At 62.7% G+C, this 24487-nt stretch carries 23 protein-coding genes and 1 tRNA gene; 11 read left to right on the top strand and 13 right to left on the bottom strand.

Translation table 11 applies throughout. The annotated features are described in order from the left end of the window. Positions 1 to 268: 268 nt before the first annotated feature. Complete coding sequence (locus tag ACP7EG_RS11045) at positions 269 to 1045, bottom strand: enoyl-CoA hydratase (protein WP_426087625.1); 777 nt, start codon at positions 1043 to 1045, stop codon at positions 269 to 271. A 76-nt stretch (positions 1046 to 1121) separates the two neighbouring features. On the opposite strand from ACP7EG_RS11045, the gene ACP7EG_RS11040 reads away from it, so the two are divergent. Both ACP7EG_RS11040 and ACP7EG_RS11035 read left to right on the top strand, forming a co-directional pair. Further along, a complete protein-coding gene (locus ACP7EG_RS11040; protein WP_426087624.1) occupies positions 1122 to 2423 on the top strand; it encodes an MFS transporter in 1302 nt (433 codons plus the stop codon). A 137-nt stretch (positions 2424 to 2560) separates the two neighbouring features. After that, on the top strand, positions 2561 to 2998 hold the full coding sequence (locus ACP7EG_RS11035; RefSeq protein WP_332862549.1) for a universal stress protein: 438 nt from the start codon (positions 2561 to 2563) through the stop codon (positions 2996 to 2998). 39 nt (positions 2999 to 3037) lie between these two features. On the opposite strand, the gene mltA is transcribed toward ACP7EG_RS11035, so the two are convergent. Further along, entirely contained in the window at positions 3038 to 4279 is a 1242-nt protein-coding gene (gene mltA, locus ACP7EG_RS11030; RefSeq protein WP_426087623.1) for a murein transglycosylase A, read from the bottom strand. Positions 4280 to 4328: 49 nt separating this feature from the next. Here mltA and ACP7EG_RS11025 point away from each other — a divergent pair, with 49 nt between their 5' ends. Beyond that, positions 4329 to 4475 (top strand): hypothetical protein, encoded by a 147-nt coding sequence (locus tag ACP7EG_RS11025; RefSeq protein WP_167468630.1) that lies wholly within the window; start codon positions 4329 to 4331, stop codon positions 4473 to 4475. Between the two features lie 23 nt (positions 4476 to 4498). On the opposite strand, the gene apaG is transcribed toward ACP7EG_RS11025, so the two are convergent. After that, positions 4499 to 4873, bottom strand: coding sequence for a Co2+/Mg2+ efflux protein ApaG (gene apaG, locus ACP7EG_RS11020; RefSeq protein ID WP_034753698.1), 375 nt, complete (start codon positions 4871 to 4873; stop codon positions 4499 to 4501). A gap of 159 nt (positions 4874 to 5032) precedes the next feature. On the opposite strand from apaG, the gene rpe reads away from it, so the two are divergent. The 7 genes from rpe (at position 5033) to ACP7EG_RS10985 (ending at position 11165) form a co-directional block, all read left to right on the top strand. After that, positions 5033 to 5707 (top strand): ribulose-phosphate 3-epimerase, encoded by a 675-nt coding sequence (gene rpe / locus ACP7EG_RS11015; protein WP_426087622.1) that lies wholly within the window; start codon positions 5033 to 5035, stop codon positions 5705 to 5707. After that, entirely contained in the window at positions 5707 to 6423 is a 717-nt protein-coding gene (locus tag ACP7EG_RS11010) for a phosphoglycolate phosphatase (RefSeq protein ID WP_426087621.1), read from the top strand. Before rpe ends, ACP7EG_RS11010 begins: the two co-directional genes overlap by 1 nt. A 253-nt stretch (positions 6424 to 6676) precedes the next feature. Beyond that, complete coding sequence (gene trpE / locus ACP7EG_RS11005; protein ID WP_426087620.1) at positions 6677 to 8173, top strand: anthranilate synthase component I; 1497 nt, start codon at positions 6677 to 6679, stop codon at positions 8171 to 8173. 1 nt (position 8174) lies between these two features. Further along, positions 8175 to 8738 (top strand): aminodeoxychorismate/anthranilate synthase component II, encoded by a 564-nt coding sequence (locus tag ACP7EG_RS11000; protein ID WP_096233736.1) that lies wholly within the window; start codon positions 8175 to 8177, stop codon positions 8736 to 8738. A gap of 65 nt (positions 8739 to 8803) precedes the next feature. After that, a complete protein-coding gene (gene trpD, locus ACP7EG_RS10995; RefSeq protein ID WP_426087619.1) occupies positions 8804 to 9847 on the top strand; it encodes an anthranilate phosphoribosyltransferase in 1044 nt (347 codons plus the stop codon). A gap of 32 nt (positions 9848 to 9879) precedes the next feature. After that, positions 9880 to 10680: an indole-3-glycerol phosphate synthase TrpC gene (gene trpC, locus ACP7EG_RS10990; protein ID WP_426087618.1), complete on the top strand. Its 801-nt coding sequence runs from the start codon at positions 9880 to 9882 to the stop codon at positions 10678 to 10680. A gap of 20 nt (positions 10681 to 10700) precedes the next feature. Then, a complete protein-coding gene (locus tag ACP7EG_RS10985) occupies positions 10701 to 11165 on the top strand; it encodes an energy transducer TonB (protein ID WP_426087617.1) in 465 nt (154 codons plus the stop codon). On the opposite strand, the gene ACP7EG_RS10980 is transcribed toward ACP7EG_RS10985, so the two are convergent. From ACP7EG_RS10980 to dkgB, 10 genes are all read right to left on the bottom strand, one after another. Further along, positions 11116 to 12291, bottom strand: coding sequence for a GGDEF domain-containing protein (locus ACP7EG_RS10980; RefSeq protein WP_426087616.1), 1176 nt, complete (start codon positions 12289 to 12291; stop codon positions 11116 to 11118). The genes ACP7EG_RS10985 and ACP7EG_RS10980 overlap by 50 nt on opposite strands. A gap of 219 nt (positions 12292 to 12510) precedes the next feature. After that, complete coding sequence (locus ACP7EG_RS10975; RefSeq protein ID WP_426087615.1) at positions 12511 to 14352, bottom strand: M61 family metallopeptidase; 1842 nt, start codon at positions 14350 to 14352, stop codon at positions 12511 to 12513. Positions 14353 to 14379: 27 nt separating this feature from the next. Beyond that, on the bottom strand, positions 14380 to 14988 hold the full coding sequence (locus ACP7EG_RS10970; RefSeq protein ID WP_426087614.1) for a nucleotidyltransferase family protein: 609 nt from the start codon (positions 14986 to 14988) through the stop codon (positions 14380 to 14382). A 13-nt stretch (positions 14989 to 15001) separates the two neighbouring features. Continuing rightward, positions 15002 to 17275, bottom strand: a complete 2274-nt coding sequence (locus ACP7EG_RS10965) for a molybdopterin cofactor-binding domain-containing protein (protein WP_426087613.1) — start codon at positions 17273 to 17275, stop codon at positions 15002 to 15004. A gap of 10 nt (positions 17276 to 17285) precedes the next feature. Then, positions 17286 to 17744 carry a (2Fe-2S)-binding protein gene (locus ACP7EG_RS10960; RefSeq protein ID WP_071079595.1) on the bottom strand — a complete coding sequence of 153 codons (459 nt, stop codon included), beginning with the start codon at positions 17742 to 17744 and terminating at the stop codon, positions 17286 to 17288. A 132-nt stretch (positions 17745 to 17876) separates the two neighbouring features. Next, positions 17877 to 18593 carry a DsbC family protein gene (locus ACP7EG_RS10955; RefSeq protein ID WP_426087612.1) on the bottom strand — a complete coding sequence of 239 codons (717 nt, stop codon included), beginning with the start codon at positions 18591 to 18593 and terminating at the stop codon, positions 17877 to 17879. Positions 18594 to 18763: 170 nt separating this feature from the next. Continuing rightward, complete coding sequence (locus tag ACP7EG_RS10950; protein WP_426087611.1) at positions 18764 to 20008, bottom strand: FAD-dependent monooxygenase; 1245 nt, start codon at positions 20006 to 20008, stop codon at positions 18764 to 18766. Between the two features lie 78 nt (positions 20009 to 20086). Beyond that, positions 20087 to 22258 carry a S41 family peptidase gene (locus ACP7EG_RS10945; protein ID WP_426087610.1) on the bottom strand — a complete coding sequence of 724 codons (2172 nt, stop codon included), beginning with the start codon at positions 22256 to 22258 and terminating at the stop codon, positions 20087 to 20089. 148 nt (positions 22259 to 22406) lie between these two features. Then, a complete protein-coding gene (locus ACP7EG_RS10940; protein ID WP_426087609.1) occupies positions 22407 to 23351 on the bottom strand; it encodes an LLM class oxidoreductase in 945 nt (314 codons plus the stop codon). Between the two features lies 1 nt (position 23352). After that, positions 23353 to 24177, bottom strand: a complete 825-nt coding sequence (gene dkgB, locus ACP7EG_RS10935; RefSeq protein WP_426087608.1) for a 2,5-didehydrogluconate reductase DkgB — start codon at positions 24175 to 24177, stop codon at positions 23353 to 23355. Between the two features lie 186 nt (positions 24178 to 24363). Between dkgB and ACP7EG_RS10930 the strand changes: the two genes are divergently transcribed. Beyond that, a tRNA-Phe gene (locus tag ACP7EG_RS10930) sits at positions 24364 to 24439 on the top strand. The last annotated feature ends 48 nt before the right edge of the window (positions 24440 to 24487 follow it).

Genomic DNA, 24487 nt, shown 5'->3' with positions numbered 1-24487 from the left:
ACATTTGATATTTTAAGTTAGACGCCAATCCGAAGATTGACGCTGCACTTACATCAAATGCCCACACTTATCGACTGTTAATTGTTAAAGAACGGTATTCGGTACTGCTTTCGCGCTATCGACAAAGCGTTGTGTTTGTCAGCTGCGAAGAAGGAAGAGTATGAAGCTTTTTCAGCATTTCGTCAACCTTCTTTTTTACTACCCAGCCCCTGAAGGCTGTCCCTTTTGTGCCGCAAACTAGTGCGTCTCATCGGGGAGGCGAATCATATCAAAGACCATCGAAGTTTGGCAAGCGCTTTTCCAGGAAAGCGTGCATGCCTTCTTTTTGAGCAGGCGTGCCGAAGGCAGCCTGGAACAAGCGCCGCTCGTAGGCGACGCCATCGGTCAGCGTGGTTTCGAAGGCGCGGTTGACGCAATCCTTGATCATCATGGCAACCGAGGTCGGCATGGCGGCGATGGTCTTGGCGGCGGCCAGGGCTTCTTCCAGCAATTTATCTGCCGGCACCACGCGCGACACCAGGCCGATGCGTTCCGCCTCGGCAGCGTCGATGGTGCGTGCCGTCAGCAGCAGATCCATGGCCTTGGCCTTGCCGATGGCGCGCGGCAGACGCTGCGTGCCGCCCGCGCCTGGCGTGACGCCGACCTTGATTTCCGGCTGGCCGAATTTGGCGCTGTCGGCGGCGATCAGGAAATCGCACATCATGGCAAGTTCACAGCCACCACCAAGTGCGTAGCCAGCTACGGCACCCACCACCGGTTTGCGCACGCGCAAGATATGCTCCCAGTTGCGGCTGATGTAACCCTGGGTAAAAGTGTCCGGATAGGTGTAATCGGCCATGGCGGCGATATCGGCGCCAGCGGCAAACGCTTTTTCGCTGCCCGTGAGCACGATGCAGCCGATATTCTCGTCCGCGTCGAATTTCAGCAGGGCGTCGCCCAGCTCATTCATCATGTTGTCGTTCAAGGCGTTGAGTGCCTTCGGGCGGTTCAGGCGGATGACCACCACTTTGTCCTGGATGTCGATGATCAAGTCTTCGTATTGCATAGTGTCTCCTCTGGATGAACGGTGTGACGATTGTAGCGGCTAACGGCGGCGGCGCGACAGGTGCGCTGCTATTATTGTGAGCCCGATCACCTTTATCGAGCAGCGTATTTTCTCTTCCTTCTTCCAGTACTGCGCCCGCCACCTGCGCGGCGACGGCAGCGCCGCCAGCGTCAATTTTCGCCGCTTGTGGTTCAGCAACGGCCTCAATTGCTTCGGCGCCCAGATCACCTCGCTGGCCCTGCCCCTGTGCGCGGTATTGTTATTACATGCGACGCCAGAACAAATGGGGATGCTCGTCGCCCTGCAGGCGCTGCCGTTTGCCCTCTTCGGCTTGCCCGTCGGCGTGCTGCTGGACCGGCGCAGCAAGCACCCGATCATGCTGTTCAGCGAAAGCATGTCGGGCCTGGCGCTGGCCAGCGTGGCCGTCGCCTACTGGTGCGGCGTGCTGTCGATGCCCTGGTTATATATAGTGGGATTCATCATCGGCACTGGCTTCGTCGTCGGTGGCGGCGCCGAACAGGTTTTCCTGACCTTCCTGGTGGGCCGCGACGGCTTGATCGATGCGCAATCAAAATTTGCTGCCACCGAATCGGCTTCGCGCCTGATCGGCCCCGGCCTGGCCGGCGTGCTGGTGCAAGTCCTGTCGGCGCCCGTCGCCATCCTGTGCACGGCCTGCGGTTATCTGGTTTCTGTAATCAATTTGCGCGCCATGAGCGTGCGCGATCCACGTCCCGCGCCGTCCGACAAGCACGCCCTGCGCGACATCGCCGACGGCTTGCTGTTTGTCTGGCGCGAACCGCTGCTGCGTGCGCTGGCCTGGGGCGCCGGCATCTGGCACTTCCTGTTTTACGCCAGCATGGCCTTGACGGTGCTGTTTGCCACACGCGACCTGGGCATGAGTCCTGGCGTGCTGGGCATGACGCAGATGCTCGGTGGCGCCGGCGTGCTGCTGAGCGCCTTCATCGTCAAGCCATTGACGCGCCGCTATGGCGCCGGCCGCACCATTCTGATCGGACTGGCGTCCACCTCCGTCTGCTTTGCCCTGACGCCCACCATCCCCGCCGCCTTGTTCGGCAGCGCGGCCGCCAGCGCTGTGGCGTATGCCGTACTGATGTTCTTTTTTGATTGCGGCGTGATGCTGTTCTTTATTCCCTACCTGGGCTTGCGCCAGAAAGTCACACCCGACCCCATGCTGGGTCGCATGACCTCGACCATGCGTTTCCTGACGGTGGCGACGGCGCCGCTGGGCGCGCTGGCCGCCGGCTGGGTAGCGGAACACTTTGGCGTGCGCAATGGCCTGGCCTGCATCGCGGCAGGCAGCATTGCACTGACGATCGCCATGGTGTGGGGCACGCCGCTGCGTAGCGTGCGCACCTGAAGCGATAAACGGGCATACACTGCTGAAAGATTGCCTTGGCGACACTATTCATGCCAAAGCCTGTGAGTTTTGATTTACATCAAGGAATTAATTGAGGTAAATCCATAAGCTGTCTTACATCACTCTAGGAGCACGTCATGTTTAACACCATCTTATTTCCCACCGACGGCTCGCCGCTGTCCGACAAAGCGGCCGAGACGGCCCTCGCCTTCGCTCAATTGAACAAGGCCAAGCTGGTTACCATCAGTGTGGTGCAGCCCTTCCCGTTCTCGCCGATGGCCGATGGCGGCATCGTGCTCGACGCCGGTTTGTACGAGCAACAAATGCAGGAAGCATCGCAACGCGCCGTCGACAAGATCGGTGAAGCGGCGCGCGCTGTCGGCGTGCCCTTCGAAGGCGTGGTCGTCGTCTCGCCCAGCCCGCACGAGGAAATCGTCAATGCGGCGCAAACCTACCATTGCGACATCATCCTGATGGCCTCGCATGGCCGCAAAGGCTTGAACAAGCTGTTCGTGGGCAGCGAAACGCAAAAAGTGCTGGCACATACCCAGCTGCCAGTCATGGTCCTGCGCTAACTTTGCGCTAGCGCATCCCCGCCCGGCGCCGCGAGAAACTCAGCGCGCCGGCGCCTGCTTCGGCAACAACACCCACACGGCGCCGCTCTGCTTCATGCGGCCCGCATTCTCCGCCGCTTCCGCACCGAAACCAAAGAAGTAATCGACCCGGATGGGGCCGCGAATGGCGCCGCCCGTATCCTGCGCCATCACCAGCCGCTGCATGGGAATCTCGCTATTGGCTTGCGTGGTGGACAGGAACACGGGCGCACCCAGCGGCAGGAAGCGCGAATCGATGGCCACCGAGCGCTGCGGCGTCAACGGCACGCCCAATGCGCCCTTCGGTCCCACTTTGGGATCAGGCAGGCGCTCTTCCTTGAAGAAGACATAGCTCGGATTGGCGTTGAATAATTCATCCTTGCGCGTGGGGTGGCCGGCGATCCACGCCTTGATGCCCTGCGCGGACGCCTGGCTCAACGTCAGCTCGCCCTTGTCGACCAGGTAGCGGCCGATCGATTTGTACGGGTGACCGTTCTGGTCCGCGTACGCCACGCGCACGGTTTCCTGCGTATCGGTCAGCTGCACGCGCCCGGAACCCTGCACTTGCAGGAAGAACGCTTCGACTTCGTCATCCACCCACAGCAATTCCTTACCCGTGACGGCCGTGGCGCGCTCGATGTCGGCGCGGGTCGCGTACGGGATCACCTTCTTGCCCACCAGCTTGCCCCGTAAACGCATGTTTTTCAGTTCCGGATACACGCCAGCCAGGTCGACGGACACGAGATCGTCAGGCACCTTGTACAGCGGCGTCTGGTATGGACCGCCCCGCTTGCGCGCGCCATGCAGCAGCGGCTCGTAGTAGCCCGTCACCAAACCGGTACTGGCGCCATCGGCGGTAATGACTTGATTGGGCACAAAGAAGGTCTCGAAGAACAGACGGATGGCCTTGTCGCTATCAGCATTCACCTGACGCGCGATGGTGCACGATTCCTTCCAGTCCGGGCGCTTGACCAGTACGCCGCACGAAGCCATGAAGGCGGGCCAGGCGGCGCGCATGTCGTCGCGGGCCCAGCCTGGCAAGGCGGCAAATTTGGCGGGCACGAAGGTGGGGGCCGTCGCCGCATCGATGGTGTCCTTGGCATCCTTGGCCTCGGCCGGCTTGGCCGGCACCGGCCTGACGACGGTCGGGGCGATGGCTGGCGCCTTGCCGCCGGTGGCAGCGGGTGGGGTGGACGGCGTGGTACAGGCGGAAAGCGCAAGCGCGACGGCGCCGATTGAAACGGGTAGACTACCGCGTGTCAACAGACGGCGGGTAAATACTAAGCTGCGGGTAAATAACATAGGGGGGCGTATGTGGATCTTGATGATAGAGGCGCTGGTGGCGTTCTTCTTGCTGGCATTTATAGTCTGGTGGACCATGTATTCGGGTAAAAAACCCGCACCACCGGCGCGCAAGCAGCTCAGTGAAGAACAGGACGCCACCGAAAAACTGAAATAGGGGCGCAAGCCCCCGGCGTTTCGTTAATGCAGGGTACGCGGCACCGACAGCACGAACTCGGGAATCGGCGCTTCGAACTGATGGCCATCCTCGGCCACGCAGAAGTATTCGCCGTGCATCGAGCCTTGCGGCGTGCCCAGCATGGTGCCACTCGTGTATTCGAACTGCTCACCCGGCTGCAGCAGCGGCTGGTGGCCGACGGCGCCCAGGCCACGCACCTCTTCGACCTTGTTGTTCGCATCCGTGATCACCCAGTGGCGCGAAATCAGTTGCGCGCCTGCCGTGCCCGTGTTGACGACGCGAATCGTGTAGCTGAACACGTGCCGCCCCTGGTCGGGGGCCGATTGCTCGGGCAGATATTGTGTCTTGACCGTTACCGTAAATTCATAAGTCGCCATCGTCATTCCTATTCAGACATTGCCAGTCGTATATTGTGTGTCGCGCGCGCTGCATTGGCCACCGCGCGCCATGTATTCTGCGTTCCAGTAAGGCATGGTAACGGCGTCAAGCGTAAAATAGCGCATCTTCGCACTTTCTACTCTTAGCCCTAAGCCACCATGACAACATTCCGTATCGCTCCCAGCATCCTGTCCGCCGACTTTGCCCGCCTGGGCGAGGAAGTGCGCAACGTCGTTACCGCCGGCGCCGACATCATCCACTTCGACGTGATGGATAACCATTATGTGCCGAACCTGACCATCGGCCCGCTGGTGTGCGAAGCGATTCGCCCGCACGTGCAAGTACCCATCGATGTGCATCTGATGGTCAAGCCTGTCGATCGCATTATCCCGGATTTCGCCAAGGCTGGCGCGAACATCATCACCTTCCACCCGGAAGCGTCGGATCACCTTGACCGTTCCTTGCAGCTGATCCGCGACAATGGCTGCAAATCGGGCCTGGTGTTCAACCCGGGCACGCCGCTGCACTACCTGGAACACGTGATGGACAAGATCGACATCATCCTGATCATGTCGGTCAACCCGGGCTTCGGCGGCCAGTCCTTCATCCCGCAAGCACTGAAAAAAATCGCCGAAGCACGCCGCATGATCGACGAATCGGGCCGTGACATCATGCTGGAAGTCGATGGCGGCATCAAGATCGACAACATCGGCGCCGCCGCTGCCGCCGGCGCCGACACCTTCGTCGCCGGCTCGGCCATCTTCGGCAAGCCCGATTACAAGGCCGTCATCGATGCGATGCGCGCCGAGTTAGCCAAAACGGTAGGCAACTGATGCAGCCGGGCACGCTGAAAGACCACGTACTGGCCGGCGTGCGCGCCGCCATCATCGACCTCGATGGCACGATGCTCGACACCGTGCCCGATTTTCATGTCGCCATCAACGGCATGCGCGCCGAATTCGATCTGGCGCCCATCAGCGCCGAGGCCATCAAGCTGATGGTGGGCAAGGGTTCGGAAAACCTGATCCGCGCCGTACTGACACTCGACTTCGACGCGGCCGGCGTGGAACAGCATTTCGAGCACGCCATGGACGCCTACCAGCGTCATTACCTGGCCGTCAACGGCCAGTACAGCACCCTGTATCCGGACGTGGAAGCAGGGCTGGCGGCGATGAAGGCAGCGGGCCTGCGCCTGGCCTGCGTCACCAACAAGCCGATCGCCTTCGCCCTGCCCCTGCTGCAACAGAAAAACCTGGCGCAGTATTTCGAGATCGTCTACGGCGGCGATTCGCTGCCGCAGAAAAAACCGCATCCCATGCCGCTGCTGCAAGTGTGTGCGGACTTCGACCTGGCGCCCGCCAAAGTGGTGGCCATCGGCGACTCCTCGAATGACGCGCAAGCGGCACGGGCTGCGGCTTGCCCCGTCTTGACCGTACCGTATGGTTACAACCACGGACACTCTATACACGACACCGATTCCGATGGTATAGTAAATACGCTGCTCGAAGCGGCGCATTTTATTAGCATGCACAACAGACCAGCATACTGACCATACCTAACACCATATCGTGAACACGTTTCTCATCAAAAAACACAATGTCACCCAAACCGGCTCGATTGAGGCCTGGCTTTGGCGACGCTGGCAATCCTGGCAGGCCTAAGGGCCGAGCCGTGTAAGATTGCTGTCGGCGGCACGCGCGCATTTGCGTGTTGTATGCGCCGGCAGGTTTTTTGATAACCACCGCAGGATCTGTGCTTTTAAGCACGACGCACACGCGTACCCTGGCGGCATGGAGAGACACATGACCGAACTCGAATTCAAATCGCTGTCCCAGCAAGGCTACAACCGCATCCCTCTGATCGCAGAAGCTTTTGCCGACCTGGAAACCCCGCTCACGCTGTACCTGAAACTGGCGCAAACCCAGCAAGGCGGCAAGAACACCTTCTTGCTCGAATCTGTCGTCGGCGGCGAACGCTTCGGCCGCTATTCCTTCATCGGCTTGCCCGCCACCACGGTGCTGCGCAGCCATGGCAACCGCACCGAGATCGTCAAGAACGGCGCCGTGATCGAAGAGCACGAAGGCAATCCGCTCGACTTCATCGAACAGTACCAATCGCGCTTCAAAGTGGCCCTGCGCCCCGGCATGCCGCGCTTTTGCGGCGGCCTGGCCGGTTACTTCGGCTACGACACCGTGCGCCACATCGAGAAAAAGCTGGCCGGCGGCGCGCCGAAAGACGACTTGAACCTGCCCGACATCCAGTTGATGGTGACGGAAGAACTGGCCGTCATCGACAACCTGTCCGGCAAACTCTACCTGATCGTGTATGCCGACACCACGCAACCCGAGTCGTTCTCGAAAGCGCGTCAGCGCCTGAAAGACTTGCGCATGATGCTGCGCCGCGGCGTCGATGCGCCCGTCACCAGCGCCTCCGTACGTACGGAAACCATCCGCGACTTTTCCAAGGAAGACTACCTGAAGGCCGTCGCCAAGGCGCATGAATACGTGATGGCCGGCGACTTGATGCAGGTGCAGATCGGCCAGCGCATCCGTAAACCTTATGTCGATTCGCCGCTGACCCTGTACCGCGCCCTGCGTTCGCTCAATCCGTCGCCCTACATGTACTTCTATAATTTCGGCGACATGCAGATCATCGGCGCCTCGCCCGAAATTTTGGTGCGCAACGAGAAGCTGGCGGACGGCGGCAAGAAAGTCACCTTGCGTCCCATCGCCGGCACCCGTCCGCGCGGCGCCACGCCAGAGCGCGACGCCGAATTGTCGGCCGAACTGCTGGCCGATCCGAAAGAGATCGCCGAGCACGTGATGCTGATCGACCTGGCCCGCAACGACATCGGCCGCATCGCCGAAACGGGCAGCGTGCACGTCACCGACCGCATGGTCATCGAAAAATACTCGCACGTGCAGCACATCGTCTCGAACGTGGAAGGCACGCTGAAAGATGGCCTGTCGAACCTGGACGTGCTGCGCGCCACCTTCCCCGCCGGCACCCTGACGGGTGCGCCGAAAGTGCGCGCCATGGAAGTGATCGACGAGCTGGAAATCACCAAGCGCGGCATCTACGGCGGCGCCTGCGGCTACCTGTCGTTTGGCGGCGAAATGGACGTGGCGATCGCCATCCGCACGGGCGTGATCAAGGACGGCATGCTGTATGTGCAGGCTGCGGCCGGCATCGTGGCCGACTCGATCCCCGAAATGGAATGGCAGGAAACCGAAAACAAGGCGCGCGCCGTATTGCGCGCCGCCGAACAAGTGCAAGATGGCCTGGATGGGGAGTTTTAAGATGCTGCTGATGATCGACAACTACGACTCCTTCACCTACAACATCGTGCAGTATTTCGGCGAGTTGGGCGAAGACGTGCGGGTCTACCGCAATGATGAAATCACGCTCGAACAAATCGAAGCGTTGAACCCTGACCGCATCTGCATCTCGCCCGGCCCGAAAGCGCCGGCCCAGGCGGGCATTTCGGTGGCAGTGCTCAAGCACTTCGCCGGAAAAAAGCCGATACTGGGCGTCTGCCTGGGCCACCAGGCCATCGGCGAAGCGTTTGGCGGCAAAGTCATCCGCGCCAAGCAGGTCATGCATGGCAAGACTTCCCTCATCGCGCATACGGGCGTGGGCGTCTTCAAGGACATTCCCAGCCCCTTCACAGTGATCCGCTACCACTCTTTGGCGATCGAACGCGCCTCGCTGCCTTCCTGCCTGGAAGTGACAGCGTGGACGGACGACGGCGAAATCATGGGCGTGCGCCACCGGGAATACGATATCGAGGGCGTGCAATTCCACCCCGAATCGATCCTCTCGGAGCACGGCCACGCCCTGCTGAAGAATTTCCTCGAGCGCTGATCCCATGCGCACGCCACGGCGTGCCATCAGTGTCCTCCTGCGCCATCATTGAAGAAGGAAGCATCATGCCGATCACCCCACAAGAAGCCCTGCTGCGCTGCATCGAACACCGCGAAATCTTTCACGACGAAATGCTGTACCTGTTCCGCCAGATCATGTCCGGCGAAATGTCGCCCACCATGATCGCAGCGCTCACCATGGGCTTGCGCGTGAAAAAGGAAACCATCGGCGAAATCGCCGCCGCCGCGCAAGTGATGCGCGAGTTTTCCACCAAGGTGCCCATGGCCGACACCACCAACCTGCTCGACATCGTCGGCACCGGCGGCGACGGCGCGCACACTTTCAATATCTCCACCGCCTCGATGTTCGTGGCGGCGGCAGCCGGCGCGCGCGTGGCCAAGCATGGCGGACGCAGCGTCTCATCCTCGTCCGGCAGCGCCGACGTGCTCGACTCGCTGGGCGTCAACATCAACCTGCAGCCCGAGCAGATCGCCCAGTCGATCGCGCAAACGGGCATCGGCTTCATGTATGCACCGAACCACCATGCGGCCATGAAGCATGCGGCGCCCGTGCGCCGCGAACTGGGCGTGCGGACGATCTTCAATATCCTCGGCCCGCTGACGAATCCGGCCGGTGCGCCAAACATTCTGATGGGCGTGTTCCACGCCGACCTGGTCGGCATCCAGGTACGCGTGCTGCAGCGCCTGGGCGCGCAGCATGCCATCGTCGTGTATGGCCGCGACAATATGGATGAAGTGTCGCTGGGCGCGGCCACCATGGTGGGCGAACTGGTCAACGGCGAAATCCGCGAATATGAAATCCATCCGGAAGACTTCGGCATGTCGATGATCGCCAGCCGCAACCTGAAGGTGGCCGACTCCATCGAATCGAAGGCCAAGATGCTGGAAGCCCTGCGCGGCGAACCCGGTGCGGCAGCAGACATCGTCGCCCTGAACGCGGGCACGGCGCTGTACGCGGCCGGCGTGGCCAGCTCGATCGAAGACGGCCTGGCGCGTGCGCGCACTGCCGTCAGCTCGGGCGCCGCCTTGGCAAAACTGGAACAATTCGTGCAGGTGACGCAGCAGCTTGGCACCCCGGCGCAAGCGTAAGCTCCTCGCCCTCCTTTAGAATAGCGACCATCATGTCCGACATACTCGATAAAATCCTGGCCGTGAAGGCCGACGAAGTGGCGAAGGCGAAAGCCCACCGCAGCCTGGCCAGCCTGCGCGGCGACGTGGAAAACGACAGCGCCCTGCGCGCCAATCTGCGCGGCTTCGAGGCGAGCCTGCGCCAGCACATCGCCGCCGGCAAGCCCGGCATCATCGCCGAAGTCAAAAAGGCGTCGCCATCGAAGGGCGTGATCCGCGCCGACTTCCGCCCGGCGGACATCGCCGCCAGCTATGCGGCGCATGGCGCGGCTTGCCTGTCCGTGCTGACGGATGAACAGTTCTTCCAGGGCTGCGTGGATTACCTGCAACAGGCGCGCGCCGCCTGCGCCATTCCCGTGCTGCGCAAGGACTTCATGGTCGACATGTACCAGATCTATGAAGCGCGCGCCATGGGCGCCGACTGCGTCCTGCTGATCGTCGCGGCGCTCGACCACGGTCTGATGGCGGAGATGGAAGCGTGCGCCCACGAACTGGGCATGGGCGTGCTGATCGAAAGCCACGATGGCGACGAACTGACGGCGGCACTCAAGCTCAAGAGCGCGCTGATCGGCATCAACAACCGCAACCTGCGCACCTTCGAAACGTCGCTGGAAACGACACTCGGCCTGCTGCCGCGCATCCCGCAAGACAAATTGATCATCACGGAATCGGGCATCCATAGCACGGCCGATGTGCAACGCATGCGCGACGCGCACATCCACAGCTTCCTGGTAGGCGAAGCGTTCATGCGCGCACCCGACCCCGGCGTGGAGCTGGCACGCCTGTTCAGTTAAACCATGGTAGGCTGGCAGGCATGAGACACACGATGATCGTCCTTGCCGCCGCCAGCCTGCTGTCGGCTTGCCAGACTGCGGCCCCGCCAGCGGCGCGCACGCCCGCACCTACGCCCCCTCGCACGCCGGCCGCGATACAGCTTGCCGCCAGCATCGACGCCTACAAGTCGCTGGTGGCGCAGCAGATCATGGCAGCCAACGCAGAATATACGTTCAGCGGGCGCCTGCCGCCCATACTGCCGGCCATCGTCGTGCTCGACCTGAGCGTCGGCCCCGACGGCGAGCTGAAAAGCGTGCATGTGCACCGCTCACGCGACAGCGAAGCCTCGGCTGCGGCGCTGGCCGCCGTGCGGCGCGTGCCAGCGTTCTTTCCGCCGGCGGCACACCTGATGCGCCGCCACGCACGGACCTTTGATTTCTCCGAAACCTTCCTGTTCAACGAGCAGTACCGATTCCAGCTGCGGACCTTGTCCGGTCCTCAGTAATCGCACAAGCATCGAGTTCGATGCGGTCGCGTCCCCGTTCCTTGGCCAGGTACAGGGCCGCATCGGCGCGCGACAGCAATTCTTCCAGCCCCTCCACCACCGAGGCCTGGCAAGCGACGCCTATGCTGACGGTACACGAAGGCAGTCCCGCATGAGTGGACTCGCGCAGCAAGGCGCGTATGCGTTCGGCCACGCCCAAGGCATTATGTACAGGCATATCCGGCATCAGCACGACGAACTCCTCGCCGCCGAAACGCGCCACGCAATCCGATTCGCGCAAGGCGCCTTTGATAACGGTGGCCACATGCGCCAGCACCTGGTCTCCCACCGCGTGACCGTAGCGGTCATTGATCAATTTGAAGTAATCGAGGTCGATGCTGAGCAGTGTCAATGGCAAACGGCGACGGCGCAGATTATCTATCTCGCGCGCATAGGCATCGCCAAAGCCGCGCCGGTTCAGCACCTGCGTCAGCGGATCGTGGGTCGAGCGGCGCTCCAGTATCTGCTGCAAGCGGCGCGTTGCCACCGTCATGAAGCCCACCGTCAGCAGCAGCGCCATGAAATTGGCGACCGCCAGATAGATGCCCGCCGGCGTGCCGGCCACCGCCAGGTTGACGCTGGCGCCGCCATGCAGCAATGCCGACACGCCGCGCGCCAGCACCACGACAGCTTGCAGCAGCATCAGCGCACCAAAGAAAAAACTCGAAAAATGGCGCTCACCGTAGCACCATACCAGCTGCACCTGCCGCGCATAAAACAGGAAGACCAGCAGGGAGAAGACCGCCACGCGCGCCGAGAAGTCGGGGTGCACCAGCAGCCACCAGCTATTGCCGGCGATGGCCAGGACAAGTATCAGCAGATAGGCGCGGCGACTCGTCGCCAGGCCATAGAATTTCTCCGTGCCCAGCATCGACAGGCCGATGCCGGCCACCAGCGCCGCATTGGCTGCGATCATGGACAGTGCCGGCGGCAGCACCTCGCGGGTGCCGAACAGCATCGATGCGCACACCAGCAACAGCAAACCGGCAGCCCAATGTCCCAGGCCATGCACCTCGCGCCGGAAACTCCGATACACCGAGAACATGACAATGCTCATCGCCCCGCACATCAGGGTCGTCATCAGCATGATCGTTCGTGGATCGAGGGTTTGCACGTTGGGCGCGATCTAAAAGAAACAGTTCGGCAATTTTAGTTTAGTTGAAGGAAAATTAGTTCATTTGCGGTAAATATGATGGTACAGCGCCAATATTGGTGGATTACTTGCATTTAAGAAGTGGCATCTTGAAATGAAAAACCGGCCATAACGGCCGGTTTCTAACTTAACGCATGTTCATCAACATGAGCATCATGCGGCGCTAGGACGCTTTGGCCCCAAGGCCTTCTTGGGCGCTGGCAGCAGCGTCAAGCTGACGCCAGGAACACGGTCGCCCTGCAGTACGGTGGCAAACGTCATCAGCTCGTCGCGGCGGAAGGCGTGGATGGCCACCCTGGCGCCGACGGCGTAACGGCCCAGCAAGGTATCCAGGTTGGTGCCCGTCACGCGCAAACCATCGACCGCCACCAGCACGTCGCCCGCCGACAGGCCAGCCACGTGGGCGGCGCCGCCCTGGTGCACCTGCGCCAGTTTGGCGTCGTTGCCATCGCGGCCCAGGTTGACGTCCAGGCTGGGCTTTTCCGCCTTGCGCGAGTCGCTGTACTTGACACCGAATGGCGCCAGCAGGCGCGCCAGCGGCACGTCGTCCGTGCCGCGGATGTAGCGCTCGAAGAACGGCTTCATGCGCGTGCCGGAAATCTCATCGAACAGGGCTTCGACTTCGGCCGGCGTCACGCCGCGGCCTTTTCCTTCTGCCTTGCCCTTGTAGAAATCGCGGCCATAGCGCTGCCACAGCGCCTGCATCACGTCATCCAGCGATTGCTCGCCATGCGTCTTGCTGCGGATCGTCAGGTCGAAGGCCAGCGCGATCAGCGAACCCTTGGTGTAATAGCTGACGATGGCGTTCGGCGCGTTTTCATCCTGGCGGTAGTACTTGCCCCAGGCGTCGAAGCTGGAATCGGCCACGCTTTGCTTGCTGCGGCCGCTGCCGCGCAGCACACTGTTGACGGTCTTGCCCAGCAGCTTGAAATAGGCTGCCTCGTCGATCAGGCCCGCGCGCACCAGCATCAAGTCGTCGTAGTAGCTGGTGAAGCCTTCGAATAGCCACAGCAGCGGCGAATAGCTTTCCGCCTGCAGGTTATACGGCGCAAAAGCGGCCGGCTTGATACGCTTGACGTTCCAGGTATGGAAGTACTCATGGCTGCACAGGCCGAGGAATTTCAGGTAGCCCTCGCCGATCTCCGTGCTGCTTGACGCCGTCGTCGGCAAGTCGGCACGGGCACAGATCAGCGCCGTCGAGGCACGGTGTTCCAGGCCGCCGTAACCGTCGCCGACGGCCATGGTCATGAACACATAGCGGTCCATCGGCGCTTTTTTTGTCTTCGGCTCGAAGAAGGCGATCTGCGTTTCGCAGATGGCTTTCAGGTCGCGACACAAACGGTCCAGGTCCAGGTTCGGCACCTTGCCCGTGACGACGATATCGTGCGGCACGCCATGCGCCTTGAAAGTGGCCAGCGCGAAGTCGCCCATTTCCACCGGATGGTCGATCAGCTCATCGTAGCTGGCCGCCTGGTAGCTGCCGAAGCCATAGCGCTTCGCCTTGAGTTCCGGCAGGGTGGTGGCGACTCTCCAGGTCTTGCAGGCCGCATCCTTCGGCTGCACGATGTGCACTTCATGCGGTTCGGCCTCCTGGCCCAGCACGCGCAGGAATACGCTGGTGCCGTTGAAGAAACCGTGATTCTGGTCCAGGTGCGCGGCGCGCACGGACAAATCCCAGGCATACACGTCGTATTCGACCGTCAATGGGCCCTTGCACGGGGCGGCTTGCCACGAATGCTTGTCCAGCTTGCTCAGCGCCACGGCCTTGCCCTCGGACTCGGCGCGGATGCTGACGATGTTGCGCGAAAATTCGCGGATCATGTAGCTGCCCGGGATCCAGGCCGGCAAGGACAAGACCTGGCCGATGGCGGCCGGCGACTTGACCGTCAAGGTGACCTTGAACATGTGGCCAGCCAGATCAAGGGCGGCGATACTGTAGATGATGCCGGCGGCGGGCGCCTTGGCGATATTTTTTTTAATTGGAGCTTTTTTCATGTTTTTCTCGTGTCTGGCATGGATATTCTAAAGTCGCCCGGGCGCGCCATGCACCGGCGACAAATCGTCAGATGTATCAATATCGCGCAAGATGCCGCTGTCGTCCACTGTCACGTCGCATACGGCATGGCTGTTGACGATGCTGCGCGCGCCCTGGTCGCCATCGAGCGCCAGCAGCAGCGGCAAGTGAAAGGCGCTGAACGCGACAGGATTGCCGCGCCGTCCCTGGAACACGGGCACGGCGATGCGCGCGCCATCGCCGATGGCTTGCGACAAGGCGGCGATTGTAGCCGCTTCTACGTAAGGCATGTCGCCCAGAGCGATCAGCCAGCCCGGCGCACCGCGCACATAGTCGATGGCGCAGGTGAGCGAGGCGGCCATGCCCGTGTCCGCATCATGGCAGACGCGCACCTCGCAGCCCAGCGCACCGAGTGCGCGCGCCACCTGCGTGTCGTCGGCGCGCACCACAGCCAGAACGCGCGGCAAGGCCGCCAGCATATTCCTGGCCGCCGCCGCCACGACGGGCAAGCCCGCATGCGGGCCTTCCGTCAACGGCTGCAATAATTTGTTCTGCACGCCGGAAGGATCGAACCTGCGTCCCCTTCCGGCTGCCAGCAAGATGCCGACCGTACTCAAAAAACTGCTATCGTCATGCGGCCGCCAGGTCGAACGGCAGCTTGCGCAGGCGCTTGCCCGTCAGCGCGAACAGCGCATTGGCGAAGGCGGGTGCCAGCGGCGGCACACCCGGTTCGCCCATGCCCGTCGGTGCGTCGCCCGATGGCACCAGGTGCACCTCGATCACCGGCATGTCGGGCATGCGCGGCACCGGGTAGTCGCCGAAGTTCTGCTGCTGCACCACGCCATCCTTGAGCGTGATGGCCGCGCCGGGAATGGTCATGCCCAACGCCATCAGCGCGGCGCCCTGCACTTGCGCCTCGATCGTCAGGGGATTGACGGCCAGGTTGCAATGCACGCCAGCCCATACCTGGTGCAGCTTGGGCGTACCTTCCACCACCGACGCCGTCACCACGTAGGCGACCACGGAATTGAACGATTCATGCATCGCCACGCCCCAAGCCTGCCCTTTCGGCAGCTTCTTCTTGCCATAGCCGGACTTGGCCACGGCCAGGTCCAGCGCGGCGATGTGGCGCGTGTGCTTCGCATCGATCAGCTGCTTGCGGTAGGCGACGGGGTCCATCTTCGCCACATGCGCCGCTTCGTCGATCAGGGTTTCCATGACGAAGGCCGTGTGCGTCGAGCCGACGGAGCGCCACCACAGCACGGGCACGTTCGCCTTGGCCGTATGCACGGACAGCTTCATCGGCAAGGTGTACGGTTCACCCATGCCTTCGACCATGGTGCCGTCGACGCCATTTTTCACCATGAACGCTTCGAACGGCGTGCCGGCCATGATGGACTGCCCGACGATGGTGTGGTCCCAGGCGAGGATCTTGCCTTTGGCGTCGAGGCCGATCTGCGCGCGGTGCACATGCGACGGCCGGTAGTAGCCACCCTTGATGTCATCCTCGCGGCTCCACATCAGCTTTAATGGTCCGCTCTTGCCTGCCGCCCGGTACGCCTTGGCGACATTGACGGCTTCGACCACGTAGTCGGACGAGGGCACGGCGCGCCGGCCGAAGCCGCCGCCGGCCATCATCGTGTGCAGGGTCACCTGCTCGGGTTTCAGGCCTGAGGTGGCGGCAATCGCCGCCTGGTCGCCGGTCTGGAATTGCGAGCCCACCCACATCGTGCATTTGTCGGCCTGCAGGTCGACGACGCAGTTGAGCGGCTCCATCGGCGCGTGTGCCAGATAGGGGAACTCATAGACGGCCTCGATTTTTTTCGGCGCCTTGGACAATGCGGCGACATCGAATGCGCGCGCCACCGTACCCGGCGTCTTGGCCAGCGCCTTGAAGGCCGCCAGTTGCTGGTCGCTGCTGACCTTTTCCACGGCGCTGCTATCCCATTCGATCACCAGCGCGTCGCGTCCCTGCTTGGCCGGCCAGTAGCCGTCGGCAATCACCGCCACGCCGCTGCCGCCACGGTCGGTCTTCACTTCCAGCACCTCCAGCACGCCTTTGATGGCCTTGGCCTTGCTGGCGTCGAACTTCGCCACTTTCGCGCCAAACACGGGCGGGCGCGCCACCATGGCCACTTTCGCGCCGGGCGGCTTGAAGTCGATGCCGAACTGCTGTTTTCCCGTGGACTTGGCGGCCGCGTCGAGCCGTTTCACGGGTTTGCCGATGATGGAAAAGTCGCGCGGGTCCTTCAGCTTAACGCTGGCAGGTACCGGTTGGCGCATGGCCGCGTCGGCAAGTTCGCCATACGTCGCCTTTTGCCCACCGGGGCCATACAGCACGCCTTTCGCGGCGCGCACCTGCTCGGGACTGACTTTCCACTGTGCGGCGGCGGCGCCCACCAGCATGGCGCGCGCCTTGGCGCCGATTTCCCGGTACTGCGTAAACGAATGGGCGATGCTGCCGGAGCCGCCCGTCATCTGCATGCCGTAGGCGGCATCCTTGTACTGCTCGCCGGCTGGCGCCAGCGCGCCCGTTACCGTCGACCAGTCGGCGTCGAGTTCCTCGGCGATCAGCATGGGCAAGCTCGTTTGCACGCCCTGGCCGAATTCCAGCCGGTTCACCTGCACCGTCACCGTGTTATCGGGGGCGATGTGCAAAAAGGCGTTCGGCGCGTACACGGGCTTGGCAGGGGCGGCATCGGCCGCCTGCGCCAGTTTCCCTGCGCCGGGCAGGAAAAAGCCCAGCATCAAGCCACCGCCGGCCACCGCGCCGGCCTTCATGAAACCGCGCCGCGAGACGCCATCGGCCGCGCCAACCACAGCCACCGGCGCCGCTGCCAGCGCCGCGCCCAGGGTCACGCCGCCATGCTGCAATGCTTCCTGATTCAACCATTCGATACGCATGTCGTTCTCCTCAGGCCAGGGTCTTGGCCGCGTCCTTGATGGCCGCGCGGATCCGTTGATAGGTGCCGCAGCGGCAGATATTGCCGCTCATGGCGCCGTCGATGTCGGCATCGCTGGGCGCCTTGTTGCTGCGCAGCAGCGCCGTGGCGCTCATCACCTGGCCGCTTTGACAGTAGCCGCATTGCGGTACGTCGTGGCGCACCCATGCCGCCTGCACCGCCTTGCCCACCTGGTCGTTTTCCATCGCTTCGATAGTGGTGATCTTTTGTGCGCCGACCGAGGAAATCGGCGTGATGCAGGAGCGGATGGGCTGGCCGTCGAGATGCACCGTGCAGGCGCCGCACAGGGCCGCGCCGCAACCGAACTTGGTGCCCGTCATGTTCAGGTTATCGCGCAGCGCCCACAGGATGGGCGTGGAAGGATCGGCGTCGACCTGCGTGTCGCGTCCGTTGATATTCAAGGTAATCATCTGCTGTTTCCCCTTTTTTGGATTGTTATGGCGTCTACAAACAACACTTGATGATACGACAGCGGAAAAAAGTACAAAAAAAAGCGCGCCTTGCGAGGGCGCGCCGTCCAGCCTTCCTGGCGACAGCCCGGATTACTTAATGGTCGAGAATTTCTGTTCCAGCGTTTTCGCATCGACTGCGCCCGGAATGCGGCTGCCGTCGGCAAAGAAGATGGCCGGCGTGCCCGAGACGCGCAACTGCTGGCCCAGGGCCAGGATTTTTTCATGCGGATTGGCGCAAGTGGCGGCGACCGTGGCCGGCGCCTTGCCGTTCAACATCCAGTCATCCCAGGCCTTGTTGCGGTCCGGTGCGCACCAGACATTGCGCGACTTGACGATGGAGTCCGGCGACAGGATGTTGTACATGAAGGTGTAGACGGTGACGTTGTCGATTTCCTTCAGCGCGTTCTGGCGGAAGCGCTTGCAATAGCCGCAGTTCGGATCTTCGAACACGGCGATCACGCGCTTGCCGTTGCCCTTGACGGATTTCATGGCCGAGTCGAGCGGCAGGTCGGAGAACTTGATGCGGTTGACTTCGTCCAGGCGCACCTTGGTCAGGTCTTGCGAGGTCTTGGCATCGAAGACGTGGCCGACGAACAGGTATTGCGCGGCCTTGTCCGTGTACAGGATATCGCCACCGGTGCGCACTTCGTACAGGCCGCTGTACGGCGTTTCCTTGACCGAATCGACCTTGGCGCCTTCGCCCAGACGCGGCTCGATCAGCTTTTTGATGCTCGCTTCCGTTGGCGTTTCCGCGCCGGCGCACGACATCATCAGGCCCGAGGCCATCAGCAAAGCGATTTTGCTCATGCTTCTGTTCATTGTTATCACTATCACTTCTCCACTTGAAACGCCTGACGGAACTGGCCCTGGCCCGACGTCGTTATCTCTTTGACAAAACGATCGCCGCAGACCAGCTGCGGCGACCTTGAATTTTCACTGCTACCATTATCCAGCGATATCTTAAGACTTACTGATTTTCACTGATGCCCCAATGCGTGCGAAATCATTTTCCGCTTCAGGGCTGGTAATTTATCCAGCAAGTTTAATCCCAAATTGCGAACCACGCGCAGCGGTTCCAGATCGGCGCCGAATAATCGCGCCAGGCCATCGGTGGCCAGCTGCATCAGCAGCACGTCTTCCTTGCGCGCGCGCGCATAGCGGGCCAGTACGCGCTCGTCACCGATGCCCCGGTGCGCCTCGCGCTCGCTGATCGTCTTGACCAGCTGCGCCACGTCGGCAAAGCCCAGGTTCATGCCGTGGCCAGCCATCGGGTGCACCACGTGGGCGGCGTCGCCCACCAGGGCCACGCGCGGCGCCACCATGGCGTGCGGGCGCATCAGGGTCAGGGGAAACGCGCGCACCAGCTCCGGCTGCAGCGGCGTGAGTTTACCAAGTTTGTCCTGGCAATACGCGGCCAGGCGCGCGGCCAGGGCGTCGGCCGATTCGGACATCAAGGTATCGGCCAGCGCATCGGGCGCAGACCAGACCAGTGAAACGCGCTCGCCCGGCAGCGGCAGCAGCGCGACGATGCCTTCGCTGCCCGTAAACCACTGGTGGGCCGCGCCATGGTGCGGCTTTTCGCAGGCGAAGTTGCTGACTACGCCGCGCTGGCCGTAGGAGCGGTAATCGAGGCCGATGTCGCACTGGCCGCGCACCCACGATTGGGCGCCGTCCGCGCCGACCACCAGCGCGCAGGTGATGGTGTCGCCGCCATCGAGGTGCACGATGGCCGAGTCGTTCGTCCATTCCAGGCGGCTGGCGCGGCCCTGCAGCACGCTGACGTTCGGCGCGAATTTCAGGGCGGCGTCCAGCGCCTGGCCCAGGTTGCGGTCTTCGATGATCCACGCCAGGGTAGCCACATGGGCGCCGTAGGCATCGAAACCGAGTCCGCCCGCCTGCGCGCCGTCGCCGTTGACCAGCATGGCGTCGACGGGCGCCACCCTGTCGGCCGCCAAAGCGCCCCACACCTTCAGCGACGACAGCAACTGGTGCGCCGTGTGATTGAGCGCATACACGCGCACATCCCAACTGGCTTCGACCGGCTTGGCGGCCGAAGGGGATGCGGGCGCCGGCGGACTCAACGGGGATAACAGGGTGACGCTTTGTCCTGCCTGGGCAAACGCCAGCGCCGTGGTTTTCGCGATGGCGCCGTTGCCGACGATGCAAACGTCGCTGTGGCTGTGCATGAAGCGCCGCATGGTGGGGGGAGTGGGACTGTTCATGCGGCCATTATAGCGTTTGCCGCCCCCGATTCAGCATGCTTGCGCGCCTGAGAAAACGGGGGAAGCCAAAGATTTTGACTATTCTTGATCCTGGCGTAGAAATGCCTGCGCCCGTTCCAGCACTTCATCGCGCCCGGCACGCAAGCCGGCCACCGTGGGCGCGACCAGGATATGCGGCTGCACGCCCACTCTTTGCAGCTGGCGCCCATCCGCATGGCGCACCTCCAGGCCCGAATACCAGACATGGACATTTCCAGGAAGCACAACTTCCCGCAAGTCGCCATTCGCCCCCGCGCTGGGCGTACCGATGAAAGTGACGGGCGTCGCCGCCTCCAGCATCAATGCCAGGTGTTCGGCCGCGCTTTGCGTTTGCTCGTTGATCAGCATGACGACTTTGCCGCGGTACAGCGGCCCTCGCGCGGGAAAGATAGGGTCCACATACGCCAGTTGCGCGCCATGGCCCGCTTCCAACGGCATTGCCAGCTGCTGGTACGAGGTGGAAAAGAAGGCGGCATGATTGACATTCAGGCGCCTGGCGATGGCGCGTCCTGTCGCGTGCGGGTAGCCGCGCATGTCGAGAATCAGCGCGCGGCTATCCTGGATGGTGTCAAACATGGCGTCGACTTCTTCGGGCAGCAATCGATCCAGGTCGACATAGGCGATACCCTGTTCCACCCGCACGCCTGGCAAGGCATGGCGCAAGGGTTGCACATCGTCCAGCGGCGTTGGCTCCAGTGTCACTGTGCGCCGTACCCCATCGCCGCCAGAGAGCAGCAGTTGCACCTTGCTCCCGGCCGGGACGATCAACATCTCATACATGGCCTTGCGCCAGTGCCCCGCATCTGACGAGGCGGCCGTCATGGTGCGCAAGCGCGCGAGGCGCACGGCCACGTCTTCGCCATCGATACTGATGATTTCATCGCCCGCATGCAGCAGGCCAGTGCGCTCCAGCGCGGGGTCGGTCACGCCGGCAACCACGATATGTCCGTCGATGCGCGCAAGCTGCACCCGCAGACCATGCGTACGCTCGTTCCAGCCCAGTGCCCGGCTGGCCGTACCGACATGGCTGTCATCGAGATGCACCGCCATCGCCTGCAGCGCCAGGCCATATTCTCGGGCGTCCCGTACCTCTTCCATGCGCCGCAGGCAGACCCGCAGGGCCTCTTCCCAGGAAGTGTCCATCAGACGGCGGGCGGGAAAGTACTTATCCATGGTTGCCCACAGCTTGATCGCCGCCAACATGCGCCATTCGCGCTGTGGAAAACGCATGTCGCGATACACGGCATCATCCTGCCGCACGGGGTAGATGGCCGCTTGCGCCACAGGCGACACTGTGCGGGCCGGGCGCGCCAGCAGCGCCAGCGCCGCCTTCACAGGCATACTGCCCTTGCCCGTGGCGCGGTCCTCGGGCAAGGTCTGGTCGGCATGCCAAAGCGCCACGCTGCCGTCTGGCCAGACCAGCTGGCCTGCGGAAAACTCCACCGGCAGGCCTTCGGCCAGCCACAGCGTTTGCAGCGGGCCGGCCCGACTGCGCCACGCCCCTTCCTCGGCCACGATGCGCGCGCGCCCTGCCCGCTGCAAAGCCAGCAAGGTGCCTGGCACAGGCTGCGTATCGTTCACGATCGCCACCATGGACAGCGCGCGCGCACCGGCCGACGGCTGCAGACGCTGCGTTTCCATCTGTATGAAACCGGGCGTGATGCCTTCCCAGTCCTGCGGATCTTGCGGCCGTGGCCCCGTTGAAAAGCGGTAGCGTCCCGCTGGCGGCAACAGCGGCTGGCCGATCAACTGGGCCAGCACGGCGTGCAGCATGACTGGCGACGGCATGGACGGTACTTCAGCGATCGGGCGCAGGTCCAGGATCACCCGCCTGGCACGCGCCGGCAGCACGAACGGAGCCGCATCAATCCGCATGCCTGGGTGCAGGTGCAGCAGCGCAGTATCGCCGGGCAGCCATTCCAGCACGGCGCCATCGGCCGGCCAGCGCACGAACTCCTGGCTTGGCACGCCAACGCGCAGCGCGCCGTCATGCAAAGGCGCCATCATGGTGGTGGCGGCGCCGCGCAAGCTGGCCTCACTATCCTTGCCCTGCAGTTGCGGCAGCGCAGAGACCAGTGCGCGGTCCCAGTCGATGGCGCCATCGGCCAGGGCCGGATGCGTAGCACGCGCCTCGCTCCACAGCCGCGCCAGCGCGAGCACGTCGCCCTCGCCCGCCTGCGTGGCAACCATGTGCAGGACGAGCATGGACATGACTCCCAGTTGCCATTTCACCCTCTGACCTACTTTCAATCGCTGCTCCCGCCGGTTCCGCCATGAAAAAGCGCCGCGCATGAACTTCGGGTTCACAAGCGGCGTTGAGTGCTTAATTATCCGGCAACATCGTGCGGGGCACAAGCGCTCAGACGGATGGACTATTTCCTTCTGCGTGAAAATGCGGCAGCACATATTCCGCGATCTCCTGCAAGGTCTCGGCCAACGGGCGGCGGTTCTGCCGCAGCTGCAAGCCGATATGCTGCACGCCTGCCGCGCGCATCGCATGCAGCTCCGCGATCAGGCCATCACGCCCCGTGTGCCCGCCGAAGCGGAAACGCTGCAGCGGCATGTGCGGATCGTCATCTAGGTCGAGGTGGATGAAGCTGACATACGGCTTGTCGTCGCCAGCCACGGCGCGCCATTGCGCCGCACGCCGCACATGGTCGTCCGGCGTACCCGGATAGGCGAGCCAGCCATCCATCTGCGCGCCGATCCAGGCGGGCGACTGCTGCGCCAGCCCCGCCACCAGCAGCGGCAACGGCGCGGCCGGCTTGGGCAGCAAACGGATGCCAGGCGGCAGGCGCATTTCTCCCCAGTCGCGCAGCATGGCCACCTGCTCGCGGAAGGTGGCGCCGCGCTGGTCGAAGTCGCGGCCAAACACGGGATACTCGACGGGCCGGTCGCCGCTGGCCACGCCCAGCAGCAAACGCCCGCCGCTCAACTGATCGACGCTGGCCGCCGCTTTTAACGTCAACACCGGTTCGCGCAGCGGCAGCACCACGGCGGCCGTGCCCAGCAAGATGTTCTCCGTGATGCCGGCCAGGTAGCCGAGGTAAGTAAACACCTCGAAGACCTGGGCCGCGTCGCCGAACGACGGGTCGTACAAAGGCACGTCGCGCAGCCACAGTGCCCGAAAACCCAGGCGGTCGGCCAGCTTTGCCAGCGCCGCATGCTGGTGCATATCGGGTTCGCCCGGCACGCGGCCGGAGGCCGCATGCGCCTGGCGCCCCGTGGACGACCAGTCATTATCGAGCGGCAGTTCCAGGCCAATACTGAAACCGCCCTGCCCCAACTTTGTCATGGCTCCCATATCAATCCCACTGCGGCGCCAGGCCGTCCGGGTTGGCCAGGCGCTCGCCCCGCTCCAGCGTGGCCATCTGCGCCATCTCGTCCGGTGACAGGGTGATGCGCTGGGAATGCAGGTTCGCTTCCAGGTTGGCGCGTTTGGTCGACGACGGGATCACGGCAAAGCCCTGCTGCAGCGACCAGCTCAGGGCCACTTGCGCCGGCGTCACGCCGTGCTTTGCCGCAATGGCCGCGATTACCGGGTCGGCGACCACCTTGCCATACGCGAGCGGCATGTAAGCCGTGATGTGGATGCCCTGGCTGCGCGCGAACTCGATGACGGTGCGGTTTTGCAGAAAGGGGTGGATCTCGATCTGTTGGGTGGCGATTTCTGCCGCACCCACCGTATCGATGGCTTGCCGCAGCTGCGCGTTCGTGAAATTCGACACACCGATGGTCCTGGTCAGCCCCTGCGCCTTGGCTTCCAGTAGCGCCGCCATGTACTCGGCCACGGGAATCGCGTCCTGCGGCGAGGGCCAGTGGATCAGCGTTAAATCCAGTTGTTCCAGCTGCAGCTTGTGCAGGCTGTCTTTTAAACTGGGAATCAGCTTGTCGCGCTGCAGGTTGTCGATCCAGATCTTGGTGGTGACGAACAGCGCGTCGCGCGGGACGGCACTGGCGGCGATCGCCTGGCCCACTTCCGCTTCATTGCCATAGATTTGCGCCGTATCGATATGCCGGTAGCCGACATCGAGGCCCGTGGTGACGGAATCGATGACGACCTGGCCCTGCAGGCGGAAGGTGCCCAGGCCGATTTCAGGGATGGCGGTGTGATTGGTGGGGGTATTCATGCGGCAGTCCTCTCAAGTCAGTAACGATGAGCACACTATGCGCCCATCCTTTATTGAGAAAAATACCGTTTATATCAAATCATATTTGATCCACAGGCAAGTAATGTGATGACCATGCAGGAAATCCGGGAAAAGTCGTCGCCGGCTCTTGCATTCCCGTTTCGGTCTGCTATAATTCGCCACCTTGGCCTGGTAGCTCAGTCGGTAGAGCAGAGGATTGAAAATCCTTGTGTCGGTGGTTCGATTCCGCCCCGGGCCACCAAGAATAAGTTGCTACAGAACGCCAACCCTCGCCGGTTGGCGTTTTCGT

Source organism: Janthinobacterium sp. PSPC1-1 (genome assembly GCF_049897625.1).
In the GTDB taxonomy this organism is placed as follows: domain Bacteria; phylum Pseudomonadota; class Gammaproteobacteria; order Burkholderiales; family Burkholderiaceae_D; genus Janthinobacterium; species Janthinobacterium tructae.
This window is presented reverse-complemented; position numbering and strand designations above follow the sequence as displayed.